Source organism: Luteimonas sp. 9C (assembly GCF_902506295.1).
Classification (GTDB): domain Bacteria; phylum Pseudomonadota; class Gammaproteobacteria; order Xanthomonadales; family Xanthomonadaceae; genus Luteimonas.
This window is the reverse complement of sequence record NZ_LR733312.1, coordinates 891966-911615: the sequence shown is the minus strand read 5'-3', so window position 1 is coordinate 911615 and position 19650 is coordinate 891966. Positions and strand designations below refer to the sequence as shown.

Below are 19650 nucleotides of genomic sequence, written 5' to 3'. Positions count from 1 at the left end.
CCGTCCGCGCATCAGACGCGCCGCGACGGCGTCGCGAGCGGTTTCATCCCGTCGCCACGCGCCGCAGACGCCTACGACCGGATTACGCCTTCCTGGCGAGAAACGCGTCGCGCAACGCCTCGTAGGCCGCGACCTGCTGCATGTCCTGCGCCACCGGCGCCTGGATCTCGAGCTCCACGATCTGGTCACCGTCCGGCGCGCCGCCGGTGCCCGGCAGCCCCCGCCCGCGCAGTCGCAACTTGCGACCGGCTTCGGAGCTCGCCGGAATCTTCAGGTCCACGTGGCCGCCGAGCGTGGCCACGCTGATCGTCGCACCGAGTGCGGCATCCCACGGCGCGATCGGCAGCGTGTGGATGATGTTGCGACCGTCGACCTCGAAGTCGGGATGCGCGGCGTATTCGATCTCCAGTAGCAGATCGCCTCCCTGCTGGCCCTGTCGCGGCAGACGCACGACCTGCCCCGGCCGGATGCCGCGCGGAATCTTCACCTCGAAGGTCTTGCCCATCACCGGCACCCGCACGCTGTCGCCGCGGTGGATTGTTTCCAGCGTGACCGCCAGGCGCGCGCGCGTGTCACCGCGCGGCGGCGGACCGCCTCGACCGGGCTGCTGGGGACCGGCATAGCCGCCCGCGCGCCGGCCGAACATCTGCTCGAAGAAATCGCTGAAGCCGCCGCCCGCACCACCGCCGGCGAAGATCTCGTCGAAATCCACGCCGCCCGGGCCGCCGCCGAATCCGCCCGGCGGCGGCTGCACGTCGTCGCCCGGCCGGTAACCGCGCGCGCGGAGCTGGTCGTAGGCCTTGCGCTTCTCCGGGTCGCGCAACGCCTCGTAGGCCTCGTTGACCGACTTGAACGTGTCTTCCGCACCCGGTTCCTTGCTGACGTCCGGGTGGTACTTGCGCGCGAGCCGGCGGTAGGCGGTCTTGATCTCCGCATCGCCCGCGTTCGCGTCGACGCCGAGAATCTCGTAGTAATCCTTAAACTGCATGTGCTTCAGGTCCAGTGCGGGCGCACGCCCGTCTTGCATTCAACGCCACGACGGCGACGGCCCGCAGGATACCCGCAGGCCGTCGCCGCGTCGTGGATGCAGCGGCCGTACACACGACTGCTGCAGACCCAAGGTTACTGGCGCGTGCCGCCTTCGGACGCCGCGCCGACCTGGATGCGACGCGGCGTGGATTCCGCGCGCTTGGGAATGCTGATCTCGAGCACGCCGTGGTGGCCGCTGGCCGTGATCGCATCGGCGTCGGCGCTGTCGGGCAGCGTGAAGCGGCGATGGAACCGACCCGTGGTGCGCTCGAGGCGCGAGAACCGCACGTCGCCGGGCTGACCGTCGCTCGCGTCCTGGCTGGAAGGCGCACGCTCGCCCTTGAGGCTCAGCACGCCCTTGTCCATCCAGATCTCCACCTGCGCCGGATCGATACCCGGCAGGTCGGCGAGGATCACGAACCGCGAGCGTTCTTCGCGGATGTCGACCCGGGGCGTCCATTCGCTGGTGACGACGGACGATGCGTCGGCATCGCTCTGGACGAACTGCTGCAGGAACTGGCGCATCTCGTCGTGCAGACGCGTCGAGGCGCCCTGGTTCGCCTGGCGGGCGGTGGCGCGGAATGCTTCATGGCGCATGGGAGTGACTCCGATCTTGGGGCGGCACCGAAGGCCGCGATGGCCCCGATCTGGGATCGCGCGCGGGGCTTTCAAGCATTGCCCTGCGCTCACATCCCGAGCGGCTAGACTTCCGTTCACCCTCCCCGGAACACCCCCATGACGATCCAGATCGGCGACACGATTCCCGAAGTCACGCTCAAGCTCATGCACGACGGCGTGCGCGTCGTCGACACGCCGACCCTGTTCGCCGGCAAGCAGGTCGTGCTGTTCGCCGTGCCGGGCGCGTTCACGCCCACCTGTTCCGAGCATCACCTGCCGGGCTTCGTCGAACACTTCGATGCCTTCCGCCAGCGCGGCATCGACGTGATCTGCATCGCCGTCAACGACCCGTTCGTGATGCAGGCGTGGGGCGAAAGCGCCGGCGTGCCCGACGGCCTGCAGATGGTCTCCGACGGCAACGGCGATCTGGTCAAGGCCATGGGTCTGGAGATGGACGCCAGCGCCTACGGCATGGGCCTGCGCGCGAAGCGCTTCGCGCTGTATGCCGACGACGCGGTGGTGAAGCAGCTGTTCGTCGAAGCGCCGGGCGAGTTCAAGGTCTCGTCGGCCGCGCACGTGCTCGCGCATCTGGACTGAGGCTGCAGCGCGGCGCTGACCTGAAAACCTCGATCGTCCGGTCGGGCACGCGCCGGCACATAGCTCACTGCGCCACCCGGAACGCCACGCGCCGCCACGCGCCGTCATCCGCCAGCGCGGTCAACGCATGCGCGCCCGGCGTGTCGAATTCGTGCCGCAGCCACTGCGCGCCGCGCGTCTCGCCGATCCAGCGGCCGTCGAGCAGCCATTGCACGCGCCCCTCGCTGCCGAGCGCGCGGAGTTGCAAACGCACCCCGTGCGCGCTGTTCGGCGGACGCGCCAGCACGGTGCCGGGGGTAAGGCCTTCGATGTGCAATGCCTCGGCCGCGTCGCGTCCGTCGTCCGCGCAATCGGGTGACAGGGCAGGCAGTCGCGACGCCTGCCGTGCCGAAGCCGGCAGCCAGGGCGCGACGAGGGCCGGCCAGCGGGCGACCTCCGCGCTGCGACGCACGTGCGACGCGCTGCAGGCCGCCGACAGCCGCAGCCCGCTGCCTGCATCGACATCGAAACGCACGACGCCCGCGCCCCAGCGACGCGCATCGCGCTCGGGCAACGTCGGCGGCACGTTGCCGTCGAGCGTCCAGGCATCGCGGCGACGCTGGCACAAGCCCGCCGACTGGGTGTCTGCGGCGGTGCCCAGCGGCCAGCAGATGCCGACTTCGCGCACATTGGCAGGCGGCGGCGTGCGCACCGCGTCGGCGCGATCGCGCGGCAGGCTGTCGATCGTTTCGAACAGCAGCGGCAATGCGGTGACCGCACCGTACTGGCCGGGCAACGGTGTGCCGTCGGGGCGTCCGACCCACACGCCGACCGTGTAACGATGCGTGCCGCCGATCGCCCAGGCATCGCGGTAGCCGTAGCTGGTGCCGGTTTTCCACGACACGCGGGGACGGCCGCCGGTGTCGAAGGTGTCCACGCGCTCGCCCGGCCGCGGGTTGGACTCGAGGATCTCGCGCACGATCCAGGCCGCGCCCGGTGACATCAACCGGCGTTCGACCCGCGGCGCCTCCGGCGTCAGGCGAACGCGGCCCGCGATGCCGTCGCGATGCAGCGCGGCGTGCGCGCCGACCAGCTGTTCCAGCGTCGCGCCGGTGCCGCCCAGGATCAGCGACAGGTTCGGCGCCGCGCCACGCGGAAAGCGCAGGGTCACGCCGGCATTGTCGAGTCGCGCGGCGAAGCGCGCGGGCCCCACGCGATCGAGCAGATCGACCGCAGGCACGTTGAGCGACAGGCGCAACGCATCGTCGGCGGCCACCGGTCCGTTGAACGCGGCATCGAAGTTGCCGGGACGGTACCCGTCGAAGGACTGCGGCGCATCGCTCATCAGGCTGCCGGCATGGATCAGGCCATCGTCGAGGGCCATGCCGTAGAGGAACGGTTTCAGCGTGGAGCCGGGGGACCGCCAGGCGCGCACCATGTCCACGTGCCCGAGCCGCGCGCGGTCTCCGAAGGCGACCGAACCGACGTAGGCCTGGACCGCCAGCGTGCGGTTGTCGACCACCAGCAAGGCCGCCGACGTGCGCTCGGGCAGTTGCGAGAAATAACTCGACACGCGCTGCTCCAGCACGCGCTGCAGGCCGATGTCGATCGTCGATGCGATGCGTGCCTGCCGCGGCGCGGATTCGCGCAGCCGCTGCGCGAGCAGCGCCGCGTGCATCGGCTGCCGCAGGCTGCGCGCGACCACCGCTTCGACCCGGGCGTCGTCGACATCCGCACGCGACCACGCGCCCAGCGTCGCCATGCGTTCGAGCACCTTGTCGCGCGCCACGCGTGCGGCGCCGGGGTCGCGGTCCGGACGCAGCCGGCTCGGCGCCTGCGGCAGCACCGCGAGCAGCGCCGCCTCGGCATGCGAGAGCTGCGCGGCCGGCTTGCCGAGATAGGCCCAGCTCGCCGCCTCGACGCCTTCGATCGTCCCGCCGAACGGGGCGCGCGTCAGATACAGCGCGAGAATCTCGTCCTTGGACAGATGCACTTCCAGTTGCACCGCGCGCAGCAGCTGGACGAGCTTGCCGCGCACCGTGCGGCCACGTGGCACGGGATCGAGGATGCGCGCGACCTGCATCGTCAGTGTGGAACCGCCGGAGACGATGCGGCCGCCACGCAGCCACTGCGCGCCCGCACGCGCGAGCGCCCAGGGATTGATGCCCGGGTGGCGACGGAACCACCGGTCCTCGTAACCGAGCAACGCCTGCAGGTACAGCGGCGACACGGTGGCGGGCGTGGCCGGCTGCCGCCACACGCCGTCGGCGTCGGCGAACGCGCGCAGCGGCGTGCCGTCACGTGCGACAACGACGACACCCGTATCGGCGCGCGTCGGGACTTGCGGCGGGAATGCGAGATCGAGCAGCAACAGCGTCGACAACAACGCCGCGATGCCATAGCGCAGACACTGCGCCGCACGACGCCACCCCGGCGGCGCCCGGCCACGCCCGCGGGAGCGCACGGCGCTCAGGACCCTGGAGACGCGCTTACGCGTGGCGTTCATCCGGCAGTCGTCGGGTCACGAGGCCGGCGACGGAACATGCCCTGTCCGTAGCCGGATGCGCCCACGGCGTCGCATCCCGGTCGACGGCACACCTCACGGCTGCACCACCGTGATCCGCGCCGGCACGGAAGTCCCCACGCCCCGCAGCTGCGGCCGGTACATGTCCTCGACCAGCGGCGGTGGCGCGGTGTAGGTGCCGGGGCTGACCGCGCGCACGAGGTAGAACACGCGCGCGGTGCGTCCGCTGTCGAGCTTGAGCGCGGCGACGTAGCGGTCGTCGCGGTACTCCTCGTGCTGCACCGTCGCCGCGCTGCCGCGCTCGGTGATCTGGATGCCGTCGACGACGACATCCGCCCATTGCTTCGCGTCGCCCAGGTTGAAGTTCTCGACTTCCAGGCCCGCCGGCAGCAGATCGGTCAGCAGTGCATCGGGCATGTCGCGGTCGGCGACGACCGAGACGGCGACGATCAAAGCCTCGCCTTCCTTCAGCGGTCCCGGGGTCCACGGCTTGCCGTCGGTGCCGTAGAGCCGGCGCTCGACCTTGAGGACACCGGCATCGGCGGCAGGTGCCTGGCGCGGCACGCCGGCGACGTCGATGTTCGCGTACATCGGCGGTTCGCCCGTCGGCGTGAAGCGCACGCCGCGGCGCAGGCCGGCCTCGTCGTAGGCGCGGCCGACGATCGTCGCAGCCGCCACGGCTTCGTCGACATCGCCTTCGCGCAGCGTGCCACCGACGCGTTTGCGCTGGTCGGACGAGAGCGCACGCCCGAGGCGCGCGAGTGCGATCTGCTCCTGCGTGCTGAGGTACATCCAGCCGCGGTTGCGACGCACGTCGACCTCGCGACCGATGTCGACTGCGCGCGCGTCGAACGCGGGCTTGGCGACGCCGCGTTCGTGGGTCAGCGCGATCATCAGCGAGGCGTCGCGCAACGGCGTGCCGTAGTCCCACAAGTAGCCTGGACGATCGCCCTTGAAGTCGAACCCGGCCTGTACCGCACGCTCACCGCGCGCCTTGTCGCCCTGCAGCGACAGCGCGAGGCCCAGGTGCACCAGCGGCAGGCCGCTGAGGGTGCGGCCGCGGTCGTTGTCGTAGAGCGCGCGCAGTGTGCCCAGCGGCGCCCGGTTCACGCGCGCGAGCACGTAGCCTGCGTAGGCGCGATACGCGAAACGCAGATGCTCGCGGTGGTCCTGGCCGTAGAACTCGTTGCCGCCCGACAGCAGATCCTCGCCGAGCCGCTCGAGCGCCTTCTGCAGCACCGCGTCGGGCACGGCAAAACCGGCCTCGCGCGCGTCGAGCAGGAACTCGACGATGTACGGGGTCAGCATCGGATTGACGTAGCCGTCGCTGCCCCACATCGAGAAGTGGCCGGTGCCGACCTGCATCGAGGCGAGGCGTCCGAATGCGGCCTCGACGAACTGGCGGCGCTTGGCTGCGTCCACGCCCTGGATGCCGAGCATCGACACCGTGGCATCGTCGAGCTGCAGCGCTGCGTAGCCGCGGCTGGTGGTCTGTTCGGCGCAGCCGTAGGGATAGCCCAGCGCGCCGGTGATCGCCGCGGCGAACGGAATCGGCGGCAGCGCGCTGACGGTGAAGCGGGCATTGACCGAACCCGCCATCAGCCCGTCCATCAGACCGGTGTCGAGCGTGACCGGCATCGTGCCGTCGAGCACGCGCGTGTTCGACCGCAACACCGCCGGCCAGGCCGGCCGCACCGGCAGATCGTAGCTGCGGTCGACCCGGACGCCGCTGCCGTTCACGCGTACGCGGACCTTGGTGACCGTGTAGCCCTCCTGCGCGGTCAGCGGAAAACGCAGCGTGGTCTTGCCGTCGACGCCCAGTTCCACCCGGCGAGTGCCCTCGCCCACCGTGAGCGGCCCGACGCCGTCGACGCGGACATCGAAGCTGCCGGCACGCCCGCTGAAATTGCCCAGATCCACCGTCACCATGCTGGTGTCACCCGGCGCCAGAACCCGCGGCATGCTGGCCTCGGCGACCAGGGGCGCGCGCACGACGGTCTCGACATCGCGGCTGCCGTAACGGTCCGCCGACCAGACCACCGCGGAGACCCGCAACGTCCCATTGAAATCAGGCACCTGCAGCGGGACGCGCGCGTTGCCGCGCGCATCGAGCTTCACCGGCCCTGCGAACAGGTCGACCGTCTGCACGCGCGCGGTCGGGCGCCGCGCCTGCGGCAACGCGGCCAGTGGCGCATCGCCGCCGAAGCGCAGCCGCGCGGTGCCGCCCTCGAAACTCTCGATCACCCGGCCGTAGAGATCGAAGGCGTCCACGCCGAACCGGCGCTGCGCGAAGAAGTGCGTCCACGCATCGGGCACCGGGAACCGGGTGGTGTTGAGGATGCCGACATCGACCGCCGAGACCGTGACCCAGGCGTCCTGTCCGGCCAGCTGCGGCGCGCTGACGGTGACCTGCATCGGGCCTTCGGGCCGGATGAGCGCCGGCGCCTTCAGGCCGACGGCGACGCGCCGCTCGCGCCGTTCCATCGGCACGTGCGCCACGCCGACCGCGCGCGCCGGCGTGACCGTGCTGGTCGCGCTGCCGCCGCGGAACACCAGCGCGGTCACGTAGACGTCGTGGCGCTCCCAGTCCTCGGTGACCGGAATATCGAAGGTGCTGCCCGGCTGTGCGTCGATCTCGTGCAGATAGAGCATGCGGTCGCTTTCGACCATCAGCAGGCCCTTGCCCGGATGCGGCGGCGTCACCGTCACGCGCATCGTGTCGCCGGCGCGGTACCCGGCCTTGTCGAGCGCGACCTTGACCTTGTCCGGGCGCGCATCGAGACCGCGGTTGCCGTCGTCCCAGCTCCAGCCGGCGCGGAAGGGATAGCGCGACACCAGTTTCGTCGCCGGGTCCTCGACATCGATGCGGTACTCGCCCCACTCGACCGGAAAATCGAAGCGCGTGGCATCGGTGCCGGCATCGAGCGTGCGCGTCTCGACGGTTTCGAAGCGACGGGTGAATTCGTAGCGCCAGCCGGCATCGTCGTTGCGCCAGTGGTAATCGCGGTGTTCGCGGATCAGCGAGACCTTGAGCCCCGCCTGCGGGCGCGGCTTGCCGTCGGCGCCGACGCGGGTCAGTTCGAAGCGCGCGTTGGTATTGGGGTCCGCGCCGTCGTCGGGTTCGAACAGCGGACGCACGCCGACCAGCGCATCGGCCGGCCACAGCACGCGCTTGAGCGTGCGGTTGACGCTGCGGCCACCGGTTTCGTACAGGCTGCCGGAGACGATCGCGGCGATCGGCGTCGTCGGCCTGGCGTCCTCCGGCAGCGGGATGTCCGCGCTCACACGCCCCTGCGCATCGAACGTGCCCTCGAAGACATCCTTCGCCTCGCGCGGCAGGTCGACGGTCGCATCGCCGAACACGAAACCGGGCAGACCTTCGACCGGCGAACGCTCCACGGCGAGCGCGAGGCGCGCAGTGAACCGGTTGCCGCTCGCAGGCGCGCCGTAGAGATACGCGCCGGTCGCCTGCAGCTTCAGCGGCTCGCCCGGACGCAGCACTGCCTGCGCGTCGAGATCGAGTTTCATGCGCTCGGGCAGGAACTCCTCGATCCGCAGCGTCATGCCCTGCACCGCTTCGCGCGCGGCGGGATCGGTGCGGAACTCGACGCGCCAGCTGCCGGTGGGCGCATCGACCGGAATCTCGCGCTCGAAGCGGAAGTAGCCGCCCTCGCCCGGCTCGACGCGCGTCTCGAAGAACGTCTTGCCGTCGGGCTGGCGCAGGCGCGCGAACAGCGACTGCGAACGACCGTCCTTGGCCGCGACCGGTCGTCCGTCCTGGTCACGCAGCAGCGCCGACACGCGCACGGTCTCGCCGGGGCGATACAGATCGCGACCCGACCACGCGAACACGTCGAACCAGGCCTGCTCGCGGCCGCTGACCGCGAACTCCGACAGATCCAGCGCCGGCTGGTTGAACGGCAGCAGCGACACATCGCTGCCGCGGCTGGCGACCAGCACGTGGCCGGTATCCAGCGTGTAGTCGAGCATCGCGTTGCCCTTGGCATCGGTGCTGGTGCGGTAGACCGTCGCGCCCTTGGCGTCGAGCACCTTCAGTTCCGCGCTGCCGACCGGCGCGCCGCTGTGCAGTGAGGCGGTGTGCACGAACAACGCCTCGCCGTAGGCACGCGCGTGCAGACCGATGTCGCTGACGGTGAAGAACGCGGTTTCGTACTGGTCCTCGAACGCGCCCGCGCGCTTCATCACCGCGAAATACAGACCCGGTTGCTGCAGCTCACGGATCTCCTGCAGCGGCAGATAGGTCAGCACGCGTTCGTTGCGCGCGCCATCAATCGCGAAACGGTTGACGTAGACCGGCGTCGCGAGTTTCGACAGGGGCGTCTTTTCGCCCCAGCGGTTGTCGAGCTCCCAGCTGCCCCGGCGGCCACCGCGCTGGTATTGGGTGAGGAACGCGGGCAGCGCATCGTCGTCGACGCGCAGGAATTCGACATCGACCTCGGCGACGTTGATCGACACGATCGGCAGGCCGCGCGATTCCTTGGCCGGCAGCACGCTGCCCTGGGAGGCGAAGCCGACGACCGGGTCGAGTTCACCGGTGAAGACCTTGCGTTCGATGTCCGCGCCGAGCGTGTCGCCCGCGGCCGACGCGAGGCTGCCGGACAGGCGCACCGTGTAGTCGCGGTTCGCTTCGACGTGCGGGAAGCGCAGGATCCTGGCGTCGTCGTCCAGCGTCCAGCTCCCCTCGCGGGCGCTCCCGTCGGTGAAGGTCACCAGCGCGTCGAAATCCTGGGTGCCGACCAGCGGTTCGGAGAATTCCAGCGCCAGCGCGAGCGCACCCTCGCGCTGGTCGGGAAAGGCCCGCACCAGGCCGAAACCCTCGATCGTCTCGCGATCGGTGCGGATGGCTTCGCCGCTGATGCCGGGCGTCTGCCCGGAGGTCTCGCGTTTGCACGCCGCCAGGCCGAAGGCGAGCAGCAGGATCGTCAGGCCTGCCAGCAGATGACGCATGCGCAGCGACGCGCGTTGGGGACCGAAGGACATCCGCTGTGCTCCGTGAGGCGTTGGCCGCGAGTATAGGCCGCCGGTCCGGCGCGCCGGAGGCGCTCGGGCACCGGCGCGCGTGTCGGTTCCACGCGGTGGCGCGTCAGGGTTCGGACGCTGCCGGGTGACCCGCGCTGCGCGGCCGCCGGCAGCGATCGGCGTCCCACGCGCGCCTCGCCCATATCCGCCGCCGGCGGCGCAAAAAAAAGGGCCGGCAATGCCGGCCCTTTCCGATGACGCCAGGCGGATCAGGCGTCTGGCGACGCCGCCGGGGCATCCGTCGCCGGCGCGTCCCCGGGCGGCACTGCGTCGAGATCGTCTTCGCTGTCGACGATCGCGCCGTCCACGCGCTCGATGCCCTGCAGGCGCTCGTCCTTGGACACGCGCATCAGGGTCACGCCCTGGGTGTTGCGACCGACCCGGGCGATCTCCGAGGCACGCGTGCGCACCAGGGTGCCGCCGTTGGAGATCAGCAGCACTTCGTCGTGGTTGTGCAGCAGCACCGCGCTGACCAGCGGACCATTGCGCTCGGTGGTCTGGATGCCGATGACGCCCTGCGTGCCACGCCCCTTGCGCGGGTACTCCGACAGCGGCGTGCGCTTGCCGTAGCCGTTCTCGGTGGCGGTGAGGATGTAGGGGATGTCGTCGCCCGCACCCGTTTCGACCGCGGCTTCGCCAGCCTCGATGCTCGCGTCGTCGACGGTGTCCTCGGACTCGTCCTCGATGCCGCCCGCGCTCTCGGCGACGATCAGGCTCACCACCTGCTCGCCCTGCGTCAGGCGGATACCGCGCACGCCGCCGGCGGTGCGGCCCATCGAGCGCACGCGGTCCTCACCGAAGCGCACCGTCTTGCCGTTCGAGGCGAACAGCAGCACGTCCTTCTCGCCATCGGTCAGGGCGACGCCGATGAGGGCGTCGCCCTCGTCGAGACGGATCGCGATCTTGCCGCGCGCCAGGCGATAGGCGAACTCGGTCAGCGGCGTCTTCTTGACCGTGCCGGCGCGGGTGGCGAAGAACACAAACTGGTCGGCTGCGTATTCGCGCACCGGCACGACGGCCTGCACCTTCTCGTTCGCTTCCAGCGGAATCCAGTTGATGATCGGACGGCCGCGTGCATTCGGGCCGGCGTCGGGCAACTGGTGCACCGGCAGCCAGAACACGCGGCCGGCGCTGGTGAACGTCAGCAGCGTGTCGTGCGTGTTGACCAGCCACAGCTGCTCGATGAAATCCTCGTCCTTCGTCGCCGCCGCGTTGCGGCCACGGCCGCCGCGCTTCTGCGCGCGGTAGGCGCTGACCGGCTGGCGCTTGGCGTAGCCGGAGTGCGAAAGCGTGACCACAACGTCCTCGGGCGCGATGAGGTCCAGGATGTCGAGATCCTCTTCGCTGGCGCGGATCTCGCTGCGACGTGCGTCGCCGAATTCTTCCTTGACGTTGCGCAGTTCGGTGCGGATCACCTCCAGCAGCACGTCGGGATTCTCGAGGATCTCGATCAGGCCGCGGATCGTCTCCAGCAGCAGCTTGTATTCGTCGGTCAGGCGGTCCTGCTCCAGCCCGGTCAGGCGATGCAGGCGCATCTCGAGGATCTGCTGCGCCTGGACGTCGGTCAGCTGGTAGCGGCCGTCGATGAGGCCGACGCCATCGGGCAGGTCTTCCGGACGCGACGCTTCGGCGCCGGCAGCGCCGAGCAACGCGCCGACCAGCCCCGCTTCCCAGCGGCGCGCGAGCATCCGCTCCTTGGCGACCTGTGGATTCTCCGACGTCTTGATCAGCTCGATCATCTCGTCGATGTTCGCCAGCGCGACCGTCAGGCCTTCGAGGATGTGCGCGCGTGCGCGGGCCTTGCGCAGCTCGAAGATCGTCCGGCGCGTGACCACTTCACGACGATGACGGACGAAGGCCTCGAGGATCTGCTTGAGGTTCAACAGCTGCGGGCGGCCGTCGACCAGCGCCACCATGTTGATGCCGAACACCGACTCCATCTGCGTCTGCGAATAGAGATTGTTGAGCACCACGTCGGCCGAATCGCCGCGCTTGACCTCGATGTAGATGCGCATGCCGTCCTTGTCGGACTCGTCGCGCAGCTCGCTGATGCCTTCGAGCTTCTTTTCCTTCACCAGCTCGGCGATCTTCTCGATCAGCCGCGCCTTGTTCACCTGGTAGGGAATCTCGGTGACCGCGATGGCCTCGCGGCCGTTGTCGGCCACTTCGATCTCGGCCCGCGCGCGCATGCGCACGCGGCCACGGCCGGTGCGGTACGCCAGATGGATGCCACCCACGCCGTTGATGATGCCCGCGGTCGGGAAATCCGGGCCGGGGATGTATTCCATCAACCCGTCGATGTCGATTTCGGGATTGTCGATCAATGCCACCAGCGCATCGATGACCTCGCCCAGGTTGTGCGGCGGAATATTGGTCGCCATGCCGACCGCGATACCGGCCGAGCCGTTGACCAGCAGGTTCGGGAACCGGGTCGGCATGACCGTCGGCTCGCTTTCCTTCTCGTCGTAGTTGGGCTGGAAATCGACCGTCTCCTTGTCGATGTCGGCCATCAGCTCGTGGCTGAGGCGCGCCATGCGCGATTCGGTGTATCGCATCGCCGCGGCGGAGTCGCCGTCGACCGAACCGAAGTTGCCCTGGCCGTCGACCAGCATGTAGCGCAGCGAGAACGGCTGGGCCATGCGCACCAGCGTGTCGTACACCGACTGGTCGCCATGCGGGTGGTATTTGCCGATCACGTCACCGACGATACGCGCCGACTTGAAGTAGGCCTTGTTGCTGTGCGCGCCGAGCTCGTGCATCGCGAACAGCACGCGACGGTGCACCGGCTTGAGGCCATCGCGGACATCGGGGAGTGCGCGTCCCACGATCACGCTCATGGCGTAATCGAGGTAGCTGCGGCGCATCTCGTCTTCGAGGTTGACGGGGATGATTTCTTTCGCGGAATCGACCATCTAGAGGGTTTGCATCCTGTCTACGCGGTCCGGATTTCCGGCGCTGGGCGCAAGGCACCAACGCGGCGCGTACCGGCCGCCGGCAACGCGATCAAAACGACAGGAAATGCTAGCACAAAAGCGACCCTCACAGGCCGCCTTTCCGACGCAAAAACAACCACTTAAGCGGCTTTCAGCGCTGGAATTCGGGCGAATGCCGCGCCGGCCTCGCACGATGCGCGCACGGACGCATCGCGATGCACCGCGCTCAGGCCCGGAACAACGCCTGCATGGAAGTCGTGGACGGCCGCTCGACGACGCCCTGTTCGGTCACGATCGCATCGATCAGTTCCCCCGGCGTCACGTCGAACACCGGATTCCAGGCCTGGATGCCGGCGGCCACGGTGCGCGTGCCACCGATGCCGAACAGTTCGCCGGGATCGCGCTGCTCGATCTCGATCAGATCGCCCGACGCGGTGTCCATGTCGACGGTGGACGACGGCGCGACGACCATGAACTTCACGCCGTGGTGGCGCGCGGCGATCGCGAGCTGGTAGGTGCCGATCTTGTTGGCGGTATCGCCGTTCGCGCAGATGCGGTCGGCGCCGACGACGATCCACTGCACCGCGCCGGTCTTCATCAGATGCGCGGCCGCGGAATCGGCGATCAGCGTCGCGTCGATGCCGTCCTGCTGCAGCTCCCACACCGTCAGGCGCGCGCCCTGCAGCCACGGTCGCGTCTCGCCCGCGAACACCTTGCCGATGCGCCCCTGCGCCATGCCTGCGCGGATCACGCCCAGCGCGGTGCCGAACCCCGCGGTCGCCAGCGACCCGGTGTTGCAATGGGTCATGACGCCACTGCCCGGCGCGATCAGCTCGGCGCCCAGCGCGCCCATATGGCGATTCGCGGCGAGGTCTTCTTCCGCGATCGCCTGCGCTTCGCGCGCCAGGATCTCGCGCCAGTCGGCGCCCGACGTCGCCAGCACGCGACGCATCCGCGCGAGCGCCCAGGCCAGATTCACTGCCGTCGGCCGTGCGGCGTTGAGTCGCTGCAGCGCAGGCTCGAGCTTCATCAGCGCTGCCTCGCCGTCATCGGCCTCGATCTCGCGCGCGCCCAGCACCGCGCCCCACGCGGCCGCGATCCCGATCGCCGGCGCCCCGCGCACGGTCAGGTCATGGATCGCCTGCGCGACGTCGTCACTGCTGGTGCAGGACACGTGCTCGACCACGAACGGCAACTTGCGCTGGTCGAGCAGATCCAGCGTGTCGCCGGTCCACAGGATCGGGCGGATGTGGTCGTAGCGGTCGAAATCGAGGGGGGATGTGTTCATGGGGGCATTGTAAATCGGGGAGGTTGGATTGCTGTTGGTGGGGTTGATTCGGTGTGGAGTTGGCTTGTTAAGGGACGTTGCCAAGCGCCGAGTTGCCGTCATCCCCGCGAAGGCGGGACACGCCCTTCAACAGTGCGTAGCGCTGGTCATCCATTTTGACGTTGGCTTTGGTTTCAGATTTGGCTTTAGCTCTAGCGCCCGCTTTGGTTTTGGTCTTTCCGCTTTGGCTTCCAGCTCTTGATCTGAATCGAGCCGTAAAGCGAGCCGAGCATCGCAGGGCGACGGGGTCAAAGAGCAGCCCATGTCTGAGCGCAGCGAGTTTGGGCTGCGTGCCCCGCCGTCCGAGAAGCGCAGGGGACCGCCGCGGCTGTATCGCGGCGGATCGCGTCCGGCGAAGACGTTTTTGCTTACTTTTGCCAAGACAAAAGTAAGCCGCGCGATAGCGCGGAAGCCCTGTCTTTGATCTTCGCTCTTGCTACTGATCTTTTGCTTCGAACATCAAGGTCGCAAAGCGACAAGCGAAGAAGCGCGAGCAAGTGCACGGCTTTCGCCCGCTGCGCGTGCGAGTCCCTTTTGGATGGACCCAAAAGGAACCAAAAGGTCCATTCGCCGGACGCGAGCCGATGCGATACAGCCGCATCGGTGCCCTCCGCTCCTCGCCTGACGCGGCACGCAGCCCAAACTCGCTGCGCTCAGACATGGGCTGCTCTTCGGCCACGCCAGACTCCGGTGCTCGGCTCGCTTTACGGCTCGATTCAAGTCAAAAGCTTGGAGCAGAGCCAGCGCCAAGCCTGAAGCCAGATCAAAACGGATGCACGCGTTACCAGACCTGCGTCTGTTGAGAGCCGCGGCCATGACGACAATGAGTTCGGGTGAAGCACCGAAACCGCGCGAGCGATCACGCTCGCGCAAAATCAAAAGCGATCACATCGGCTATGCGCCCCGTCCCGAGCATCGCCATCATCAGGCGATCGACCCCCAAGGCCACGCCCGCGCAATCCGGAAATCCGGCATCCAGCGCATCCAGCAGCGCCTCATCGATCGCGGGCAGTGCAGTACCGCGCGATCCGCGCACTGCGTGATCCCGTTCGAAGCGCGCGCGTTGTTCCGCGCCGTCCGCAAGCTCGTGATAGCCGTTGGCGAGTTCCAGCGCGCCGAGATACAGCTCGAAACGCTCGGCCACTTGCACGCCGTCACGCTCGGCAATCCTCGCGAGCATGCATTGCGAGGCCGGGTAATCGTGGACGACGAGGATCCGGTCGGCCGGATTCGCCGGCTGGATGCGATGCGTCATCAGCAGGTCCAGCCAGTCGTCGCGGGTCAGGCCGTCGGGATCGATCCGCACATCGCCCAGCGCCGCCCGCAGCTCGGTGTCCGCCGCCGTCATCGGATCGAGTCCAAGCGTGTCGCGATACAGCTCGCGATAGGTGGTCTGCACCACCGCGGCGCGCCCGTCGACGAGCGCCAGCGCGCCCTGCACCAACGCGATGGTCTCATCGGCCAACTGGCGCTGGTCCCAGCCGACGCGGTACCACTCCAGCATCGTGAACTCGGGATTGTGACGGCCGCCCGCCTCGCCGTCGCGGAACACGCGGCCGAGTTCGTAGCAATCGCCGAAGCCGGCGGCGAGCAGACGCTTGAGCGGAAATTCCGGCGAGGTGCGCAGCCAGCGCGTGCGCACGCCGGCGGAGACGTGACCGCTGAATCCGGTCTCGAAGCTGGCGACATTCGGATCGGTATTGCCGGCCTGCGACAGCATCGGCGTTTCGACTTCCGGCACGCCGCGCTCGGCGAAGAACCTGCGCAGCGTCGCGTTGAGCCGCGCACGCAGGCGCAGGGAGTCGAAGTGCGCAGAAGGCAGCATCGAAGGCCTCACGTCTGCGACGCGAGGAATGCGAGCAACGCCGCCTCGTCCCAGATCTCGATGCCGAGTTCCTGCGCCTTCGCCAGCTTCGAGCCGGCGGCGTCACCGGCAACGACCAGCGAGGTCTTCTTCGACACGCTGCCGGCGATCTTCGCGCCCAACGCCTCCAGCTTCTCGCCTGCTTCATCGCGGGTCATCGCTTCGAGGCTGCCGGTCAGCACGACGGTCTTGCCGTCAAGCGGACCGCTGGTCCTCACTGCCTTGGCCGGCGCTGCATCCAGCAAGCGGCGCATCGCGGCGTCGCTCGCGCGGAGCGCTGCAAGTGCCTCCGCATCGGCGAGAAATGCCGACAGATTGTCCGCGCCCGCCGACGACAGGCCCGCGCCGGTCCAGCCGCTCGCGTTCGCACGCAGCAGTGCGTCGAGCGTGCCGTAGGTCTCGGCGAGACGCTCCGCGCTCTTGCCGCCGAGCTTGTCGACAGGCAGCGTCGCCAGCAGATGGGCAAGCCCGAGGCGCTCGCGTAGCGCGGCCGAGGGCGCGGTCTCGTCGCTGAAGGTGATGCCCGCCGTCAGCAACGCGTCGACGACCTCGACGTTGCCGGGCTGCTCGAAGAACGTCGCGATCGAACGCGCGACTTCGCCGCCGATGTCGGGCAGCGCCTGCAGCAGCACGGCCGGCATCGTACGCACGAAGTCGAGCGTGCCCAGCCACTGCGCGAGCGATTTGGCGGTCGTCTCACCCAGATGCGGAATGCCGAGTGCAAACAGGAACCGCGGCAGCGTGGTGCTGCGGCTGGCGGCGATGCCGGTGACGAGATTCTCGGCCCATTTCGTCGCGAGCTTGCCGCCGGTCTCGACGGTCAGATGCGCGCGCAGGAACGTCGCGTCCTTCCACGCAGGCGTTTCTTGGGCGAGTACAGTTTCGCCTTCAGCATCAAGGGCCAGGGCGCCCTTGCTGTCGGTGATCGCCTGGGCGAAATCCGCCGCCGTCGCGGCATCGAGCGCGGTCTTCATCCGCACCAGATCCTCGACCGTCAGCGCGAACAGGTCCGCAGGCGAGTGCACGAAACCAAACTCGACCAGCGCTTCGGCCTGCTTGTCGCCGAGGCCTTCGATATCCATCGCGCGCCGCGAGGCGAAATGCCGCACGGCTTCCTTGCGCTGCGCGGAGCATGTGAGGCCGCCGGTGCAGCGCCAGGCCGACGCGCCCTCCTCGCGCACCAGCTCCGAGCCGCAGACCGGGCACGTGGCCGGCATCGACCATTCGATGGTGCCCGCAGGCCGCCGCGCTTCGATCACGCGCACGATTTCGGGAATGACGTCCCCGGCGCGGCGCACGATCACGGTGTCGCCCTCGCGCACGTCGAGCCGGCGGATCTGGTCCTCGTTGTGCAGCGTGGCGTTGGTGACGGTGACGCCTGCGACCTGCACCGGCTCGAGCCGCGCGACCGGCGTGATCGCACCGGTGCGGCCCACCTGCACCTCGATCGCGCGCAGCACCGTCGACTGCTCCTGCGCCGGAAACTTGTGCGCCAGCGCCCAGCGCGGCGCGCGCGAGACGAAGCCCATCGTCGCCTGCTGGTCGTAGTCGTCGAGCTTGTACACGACGCCGTCGATGTCGTACGGCAGCGTGTCGCGCGCTTCACCGATGCGGCGGAAATAGGCGATCAGGCCCTCGAAACCGGTCGCGGTATCCGCTTCTGGCGCCACGGGGAATCCGAATCCGCGCAGCAGCGCCAGGGTCTCGGAGTGCGTCTCCGGCAGCTCGAGTCCACGCACCTCGCCGATCGAATAGGCGAAGAACGCCAACGGCCGGCGGCGGGTGACCGCGGGGTCGAGCTGGCGCAGCGAACCCGCTGCGCCGTTGCGCGGATTGGCCAGCAGCTTGTCGTTGCTGTCGAGCGCCTTCGCATTCCAGTCCGCGAAGGCCTTGCGCGGCATGTAGATCTCGCCGCGCACTTCCAGCACCGCCGGCGCCGGCGTCCCGTTGTCGCGAAGCCGCAGCGGCACTGCGCGCACCTGGCGCAGGTTCGCGGTGACGTTCTCGCCGGTGCTGCCGTCGCCGCGCGTCGCGCCCTGCACGAACAGGCCATGCTCGTAGCGCAGGCTGATCGCGAGACCATCCAGCTTGGGCTCGACCGAGAACACCGGGGCCTCGATCTCGAGCTTCTGCTCGATGCGGCGTTCGAAATCGGCGACTTCGGCATAGCGTGCGCGGTCGTCGGCGTCTTCGGCGACGCCCGCGGTCTCGAAGGCATTGGCCAGCGACAGCATCGGGATGGCGTGGGTGACTTCCGGGAAACCGCCGTCAGGTCGCACGCCGACGGTGCGGGTCGGCGAGTCGTCGCTGGCGAGCTCGGGATGCGCGGTTTCCAGCGCTTCGAGCTCGCGCAGCAGCGCGTCGTACTCGGCATCGGGGATCGACGGATCGTCGAGCACGTAATAGCGATGATTGGCGTCTTCGATCAGCGCGCGCAGTTCGGCGACGCGCCCGGCGGGAGATGGCTTCGACATGGGGGAATTGTAGGACGGTGGGGCTCGCGCGGGCGTCTGCCCTTAACCCTCTTCCCCTGGAAGAGGAGTTGGCGTGAGGGCCGCGCGATACGCCTGCAAGCGCGCGGCCAGCGTCCCGGCATGCAGTTCGAACAGGTGGTTGTCGAAATCGTGGAAATACAGCGACTCGCCCTCGCCTTCGATCCGCGGCCGGGGCGGGCGGATATCCACACCCAGCGCGTCCAGCCGCGCGCGATACGCCGGCAAAGCGGCCACTTCGACCGCAAAGGCGACATGGCGGTACGAGCGTTGTGGCAGCGGTTCGCCCTCCATCACCGCGACCCACACGCCGCCGAGTTCGAAGAATTTCTCGCGCGACAGCGAATGCGGGCGATCGCCGCTGTCGTACACCTCACGCGCACCCAGGCCGTCGACCCACAGACGGGCCGTGCGGTCGAGGTCGTGGACGACGAAGGTCAGGTGGCTGATGCCGGAGATCGACATCGCGCCGGACTCACCAGCGCGGGCTGCGCGTCACCGGCGGAACTTCGTGCTCGCGGTCCCAGCTGCGCAGTTCGTCGCGCAGGCCGGCGATGCGCTGGCGGCCGAGCGCGTTGCGCTGCTCGTCCAGCAGCACGCCATCGAGCAGTTCCGCCATGCGTTCGGCGGTGGGCAGCATCGCGTCCCACGCATCCAGCGCGCGGACCGGTGCCGGCAGGGTCAGGAAGAACGCGATCGCCGGGGTTTCGAGCCCCTGGATCTCGCTCATGTCGAAGCTGCCGGGGCTGCGGATGTTGGCGACGCTGAAGATCGGACCGCGCTCGGGATGGCCGTCGACCAGCCGGTGGAACACGCTCATGTGCCCGTAGGTCAGGCCGGCCTTCTCGGCGGCGACCACGATGTCCGGGCCGCGCAGCACGTTGCCGGCGCGCGCGGCGATGTAGAGCGTCACGATCTTGTCGAAGTCGTCGCTGGTGCGTTTGCCCAGTTCACTGTTGGGCGACACGGCGCCGACGGTCTGGTCCAGCAGGTCCATCTCCGCCTGCACGGCATCGGTCTCGCCCTCGGCGCGCGGCACGCCGGCTTCGCCGAGATCCTGTTCCAGCTGCGCGCCGAGCGTGGGCTCCAGGCGCTGCTCGCGATCGTCCGTACTGGCGACACGGCGACCCTGCCCGCTGCGCGGGCGGGTGCCGAAATACCACATGGCCCCCATCAGCAGCAGGCCTGCGACCAGGATCCCGATACGCATCATCCAGTCGTCGGTCATTCGCGGAGTTCTCCTTCGG

General features: G+C 69.0%; 11 protein-coding genes. 1 reads left to right on the top strand and 10 read right to left on the bottom strand.

The window, feature by feature from the left end:
* Positions 1–82 precede the first annotated feature (82 nt).
* Together CURTO8I2_RS03910 and CURTO8I2_RS03905 are read right to left on the bottom strand one after the other, a co-directional pair.
* Positions 83–988, bottom strand: a complete 906-nt coding sequence (locus tag CURTO8I2_RS03910; protein WP_159678833.1) for a DnaJ C-terminal domain-containing protein — start codon at positions 986–988, stop codon at positions 83–85.
* A gap of 134 nt (positions 989–1122) precedes the next feature.
* Positions 1123–1554, bottom strand: coding sequence for an Hsp20/alpha crystallin family protein (locus CURTO8I2_RS03905; protein ID WP_201295526.1), 432 nt, complete (start codon positions 1552–1554; stop codon positions 1123–1125).
* 210 nt (positions 1555–1764) lie between these two features.
* On the opposite strand from CURTO8I2_RS03905, the gene CURTO8I2_RS03900 reads away from it, so the two are divergent.
* Positions 1765–2244 carry a peroxiredoxin gene (locus tag CURTO8I2_RS03900; protein ID WP_159678830.1) on the top strand — a complete coding sequence of 160 codons (480 nt, stop codon included), beginning with the start codon at positions 1765–1767 and terminating at the stop codon, positions 2242–2244.
* 64 nt (positions 2245–2308) lie between these two features.
* Here the strand turns inward: CURTO8I2_RS03900 and pbpC are convergent, their stop codons facing one another.
* The 8 genes from pbpC to zipA all read right to left on the bottom strand — a co-directional run bounded on the left by pbpC (position 2309) and on the right by zipA (position 19631).
* A complete protein-coding gene (gene pbpC, locus CURTO8I2_RS03895; RefSeq protein WP_159678829.1) occupies positions 2309–4729 on the bottom strand; it encodes a penicillin-binding protein 1C in 2421 nt (806 codons plus the stop codon).
* Positions 4730–4822: 93 nt separating this feature from the next.
* On the bottom strand, positions 4823–9748 hold the full coding sequence (locus CURTO8I2_RS03890; RefSeq protein WP_159678828.1) for an alpha-2-macroglobulin: 4926 nt from the start codon (positions 9746–9748) through the stop codon (positions 4823–4825).
* A gap of 248 nt (positions 9749–9996) precedes the next feature.
* The gene (gene gyrA, locus CURTO8I2_RS03885) at positions 9997–12699 is read right to left on the bottom strand and encodes a DNA gyrase subunit A (protein WP_159678826.1); all 2703 of its coding nucleotides are present in this window, start codon (positions 12697–12699) and stop codon (positions 9997–9999) included.
* Positions 12700–12946: 247 nt separating this feature from the next.
* Positions 12947–14008, bottom strand: a complete 1062-nt coding sequence (gene mtnA / locus CURTO8I2_RS03880) for an S-methyl-5-thioribose-1-phosphate isomerase (RefSeq protein WP_159678825.1) — start codon at positions 14006–14008, stop codon at positions 12947–12949.
* Between the two features lie 898 nt (positions 14009–14906).
* Positions 14907–15872 carry an EF-P lysine aminoacylase EpmA gene (epmA, locus tag CURTO8I2_RS03875; RefSeq protein ID WP_159678823.1) on the bottom strand — a complete coding sequence of 322 codons (966 nt, stop codon included), beginning with the start codon at positions 15870–15872 and terminating at the stop codon, positions 14907–14909.
* 8 nt (positions 15873–15880) lie between these two features.
* Positions 15881–18385: an NAD-dependent DNA ligase LigA gene (gene ligA, locus CURTO8I2_RS03870; RefSeq protein ID WP_159678822.1), complete on the bottom strand. Its 2505-nt coding sequence runs from the start codon at positions 18383–18385 to the stop codon at positions 15881–15883.
* Between the two features lie 42 nt (positions 18386–18427).
* Positions 18428–18868 (bottom strand): FosX/FosE/FosI family fosfomycin resistance hydrolase, encoded by a 441-nt coding sequence (gene fosX, locus CURTO8I2_RS03865; protein ID WP_305067728.1) that lies wholly within the window; start codon positions 18866–18868, stop codon positions 18428–18430.
* 10 nt (positions 18869–18878) lie between these two features.
* Positions 18879–19631, bottom strand: coding sequence for a cell division protein ZipA (gene zipA, locus CURTO8I2_RS03860; protein WP_159678820.1), 753 nt, complete (start codon positions 19629–19631; stop codon positions 18879–18881).
* Positions 19632–19650 lie beyond the last annotated feature (19 nt).

Excerpts from the sequence above, each read along its gene's own strand:
- CURTO8I2_RS03910 (WP_159678833.1), bottom strand. The coding sequence starts at position 988 with ATGCAGTTTAAGGATTACTACGAGATTCTCGGCGTCGACGCGAACGCG.
- CURTO8I2_RS03905 (WP_201295526.1), bottom strand. The coding sequence starts at position 1,554 with ATGCGCCAGTTCCTGCAGCAGTTCGTCCAGAGCGATGCCGACGCATCG.
- CURTO8I2_RS03900 (WP_159678830.1), top strand. The coding sequence starts at position 1,765 with ATGACGATCCAGATCGGCGACACGATTCCCGAAGTCACGCTCAAGCTC.
- pbpC (WP_159678829.1), bottom strand. The coding sequence starts at position 4,729 with ATGAACGCCACGCGTAAGCGCGTCTCCAGGGTCCTGAGCGCCGTGCGC.
- CURTO8I2_RS03890 (WP_159678828.1), bottom strand. The coding sequence starts at position 9,748 with ATGTCCTTCGGTCCCCAACGCGCGTCGCTGCGCATGCGTCATCTGCTG.
- gyrA (WP_159678826.1), bottom strand. The coding sequence starts at position 12,699 with ATGGTCGATTCCGCGAAAGAAATCATCCCCGTCAACCTCGAAGACGAG.
- mtnA (WP_159678825.1), bottom strand. The coding sequence starts at position 14,008 with ATGAACACATCCCCCCTCGATTTCGACCGCTACGACCACATCCGCCCG.
- epmA (WP_159678823.1), bottom strand. The coding sequence starts at position 15,872 with ATGCTGCCTTCTGCGCACTTCGACTCCCTGCGCCTGCGTGCGCGGCTC.
- ligA (WP_159678822.1), bottom strand. The coding sequence starts at position 18,385 with ATGTCGAAGCCATCTCCCGCCGGGCGCGTCGCCGAACTGCGCGCGCTG.
- fosX (WP_305067728.1), bottom strand. The coding sequence starts at position 18,868 with ATGTCGATCTCCGGCATCAGCCACCTGACCTTCGTCGTCCACGACCTC.
- zipA (WP_159678820.1), bottom strand. The coding sequence starts at position 19,631 with ATGACCGACGACTGGATGATGCGTATCGGGATCCTGGTCGCAGGCCTG.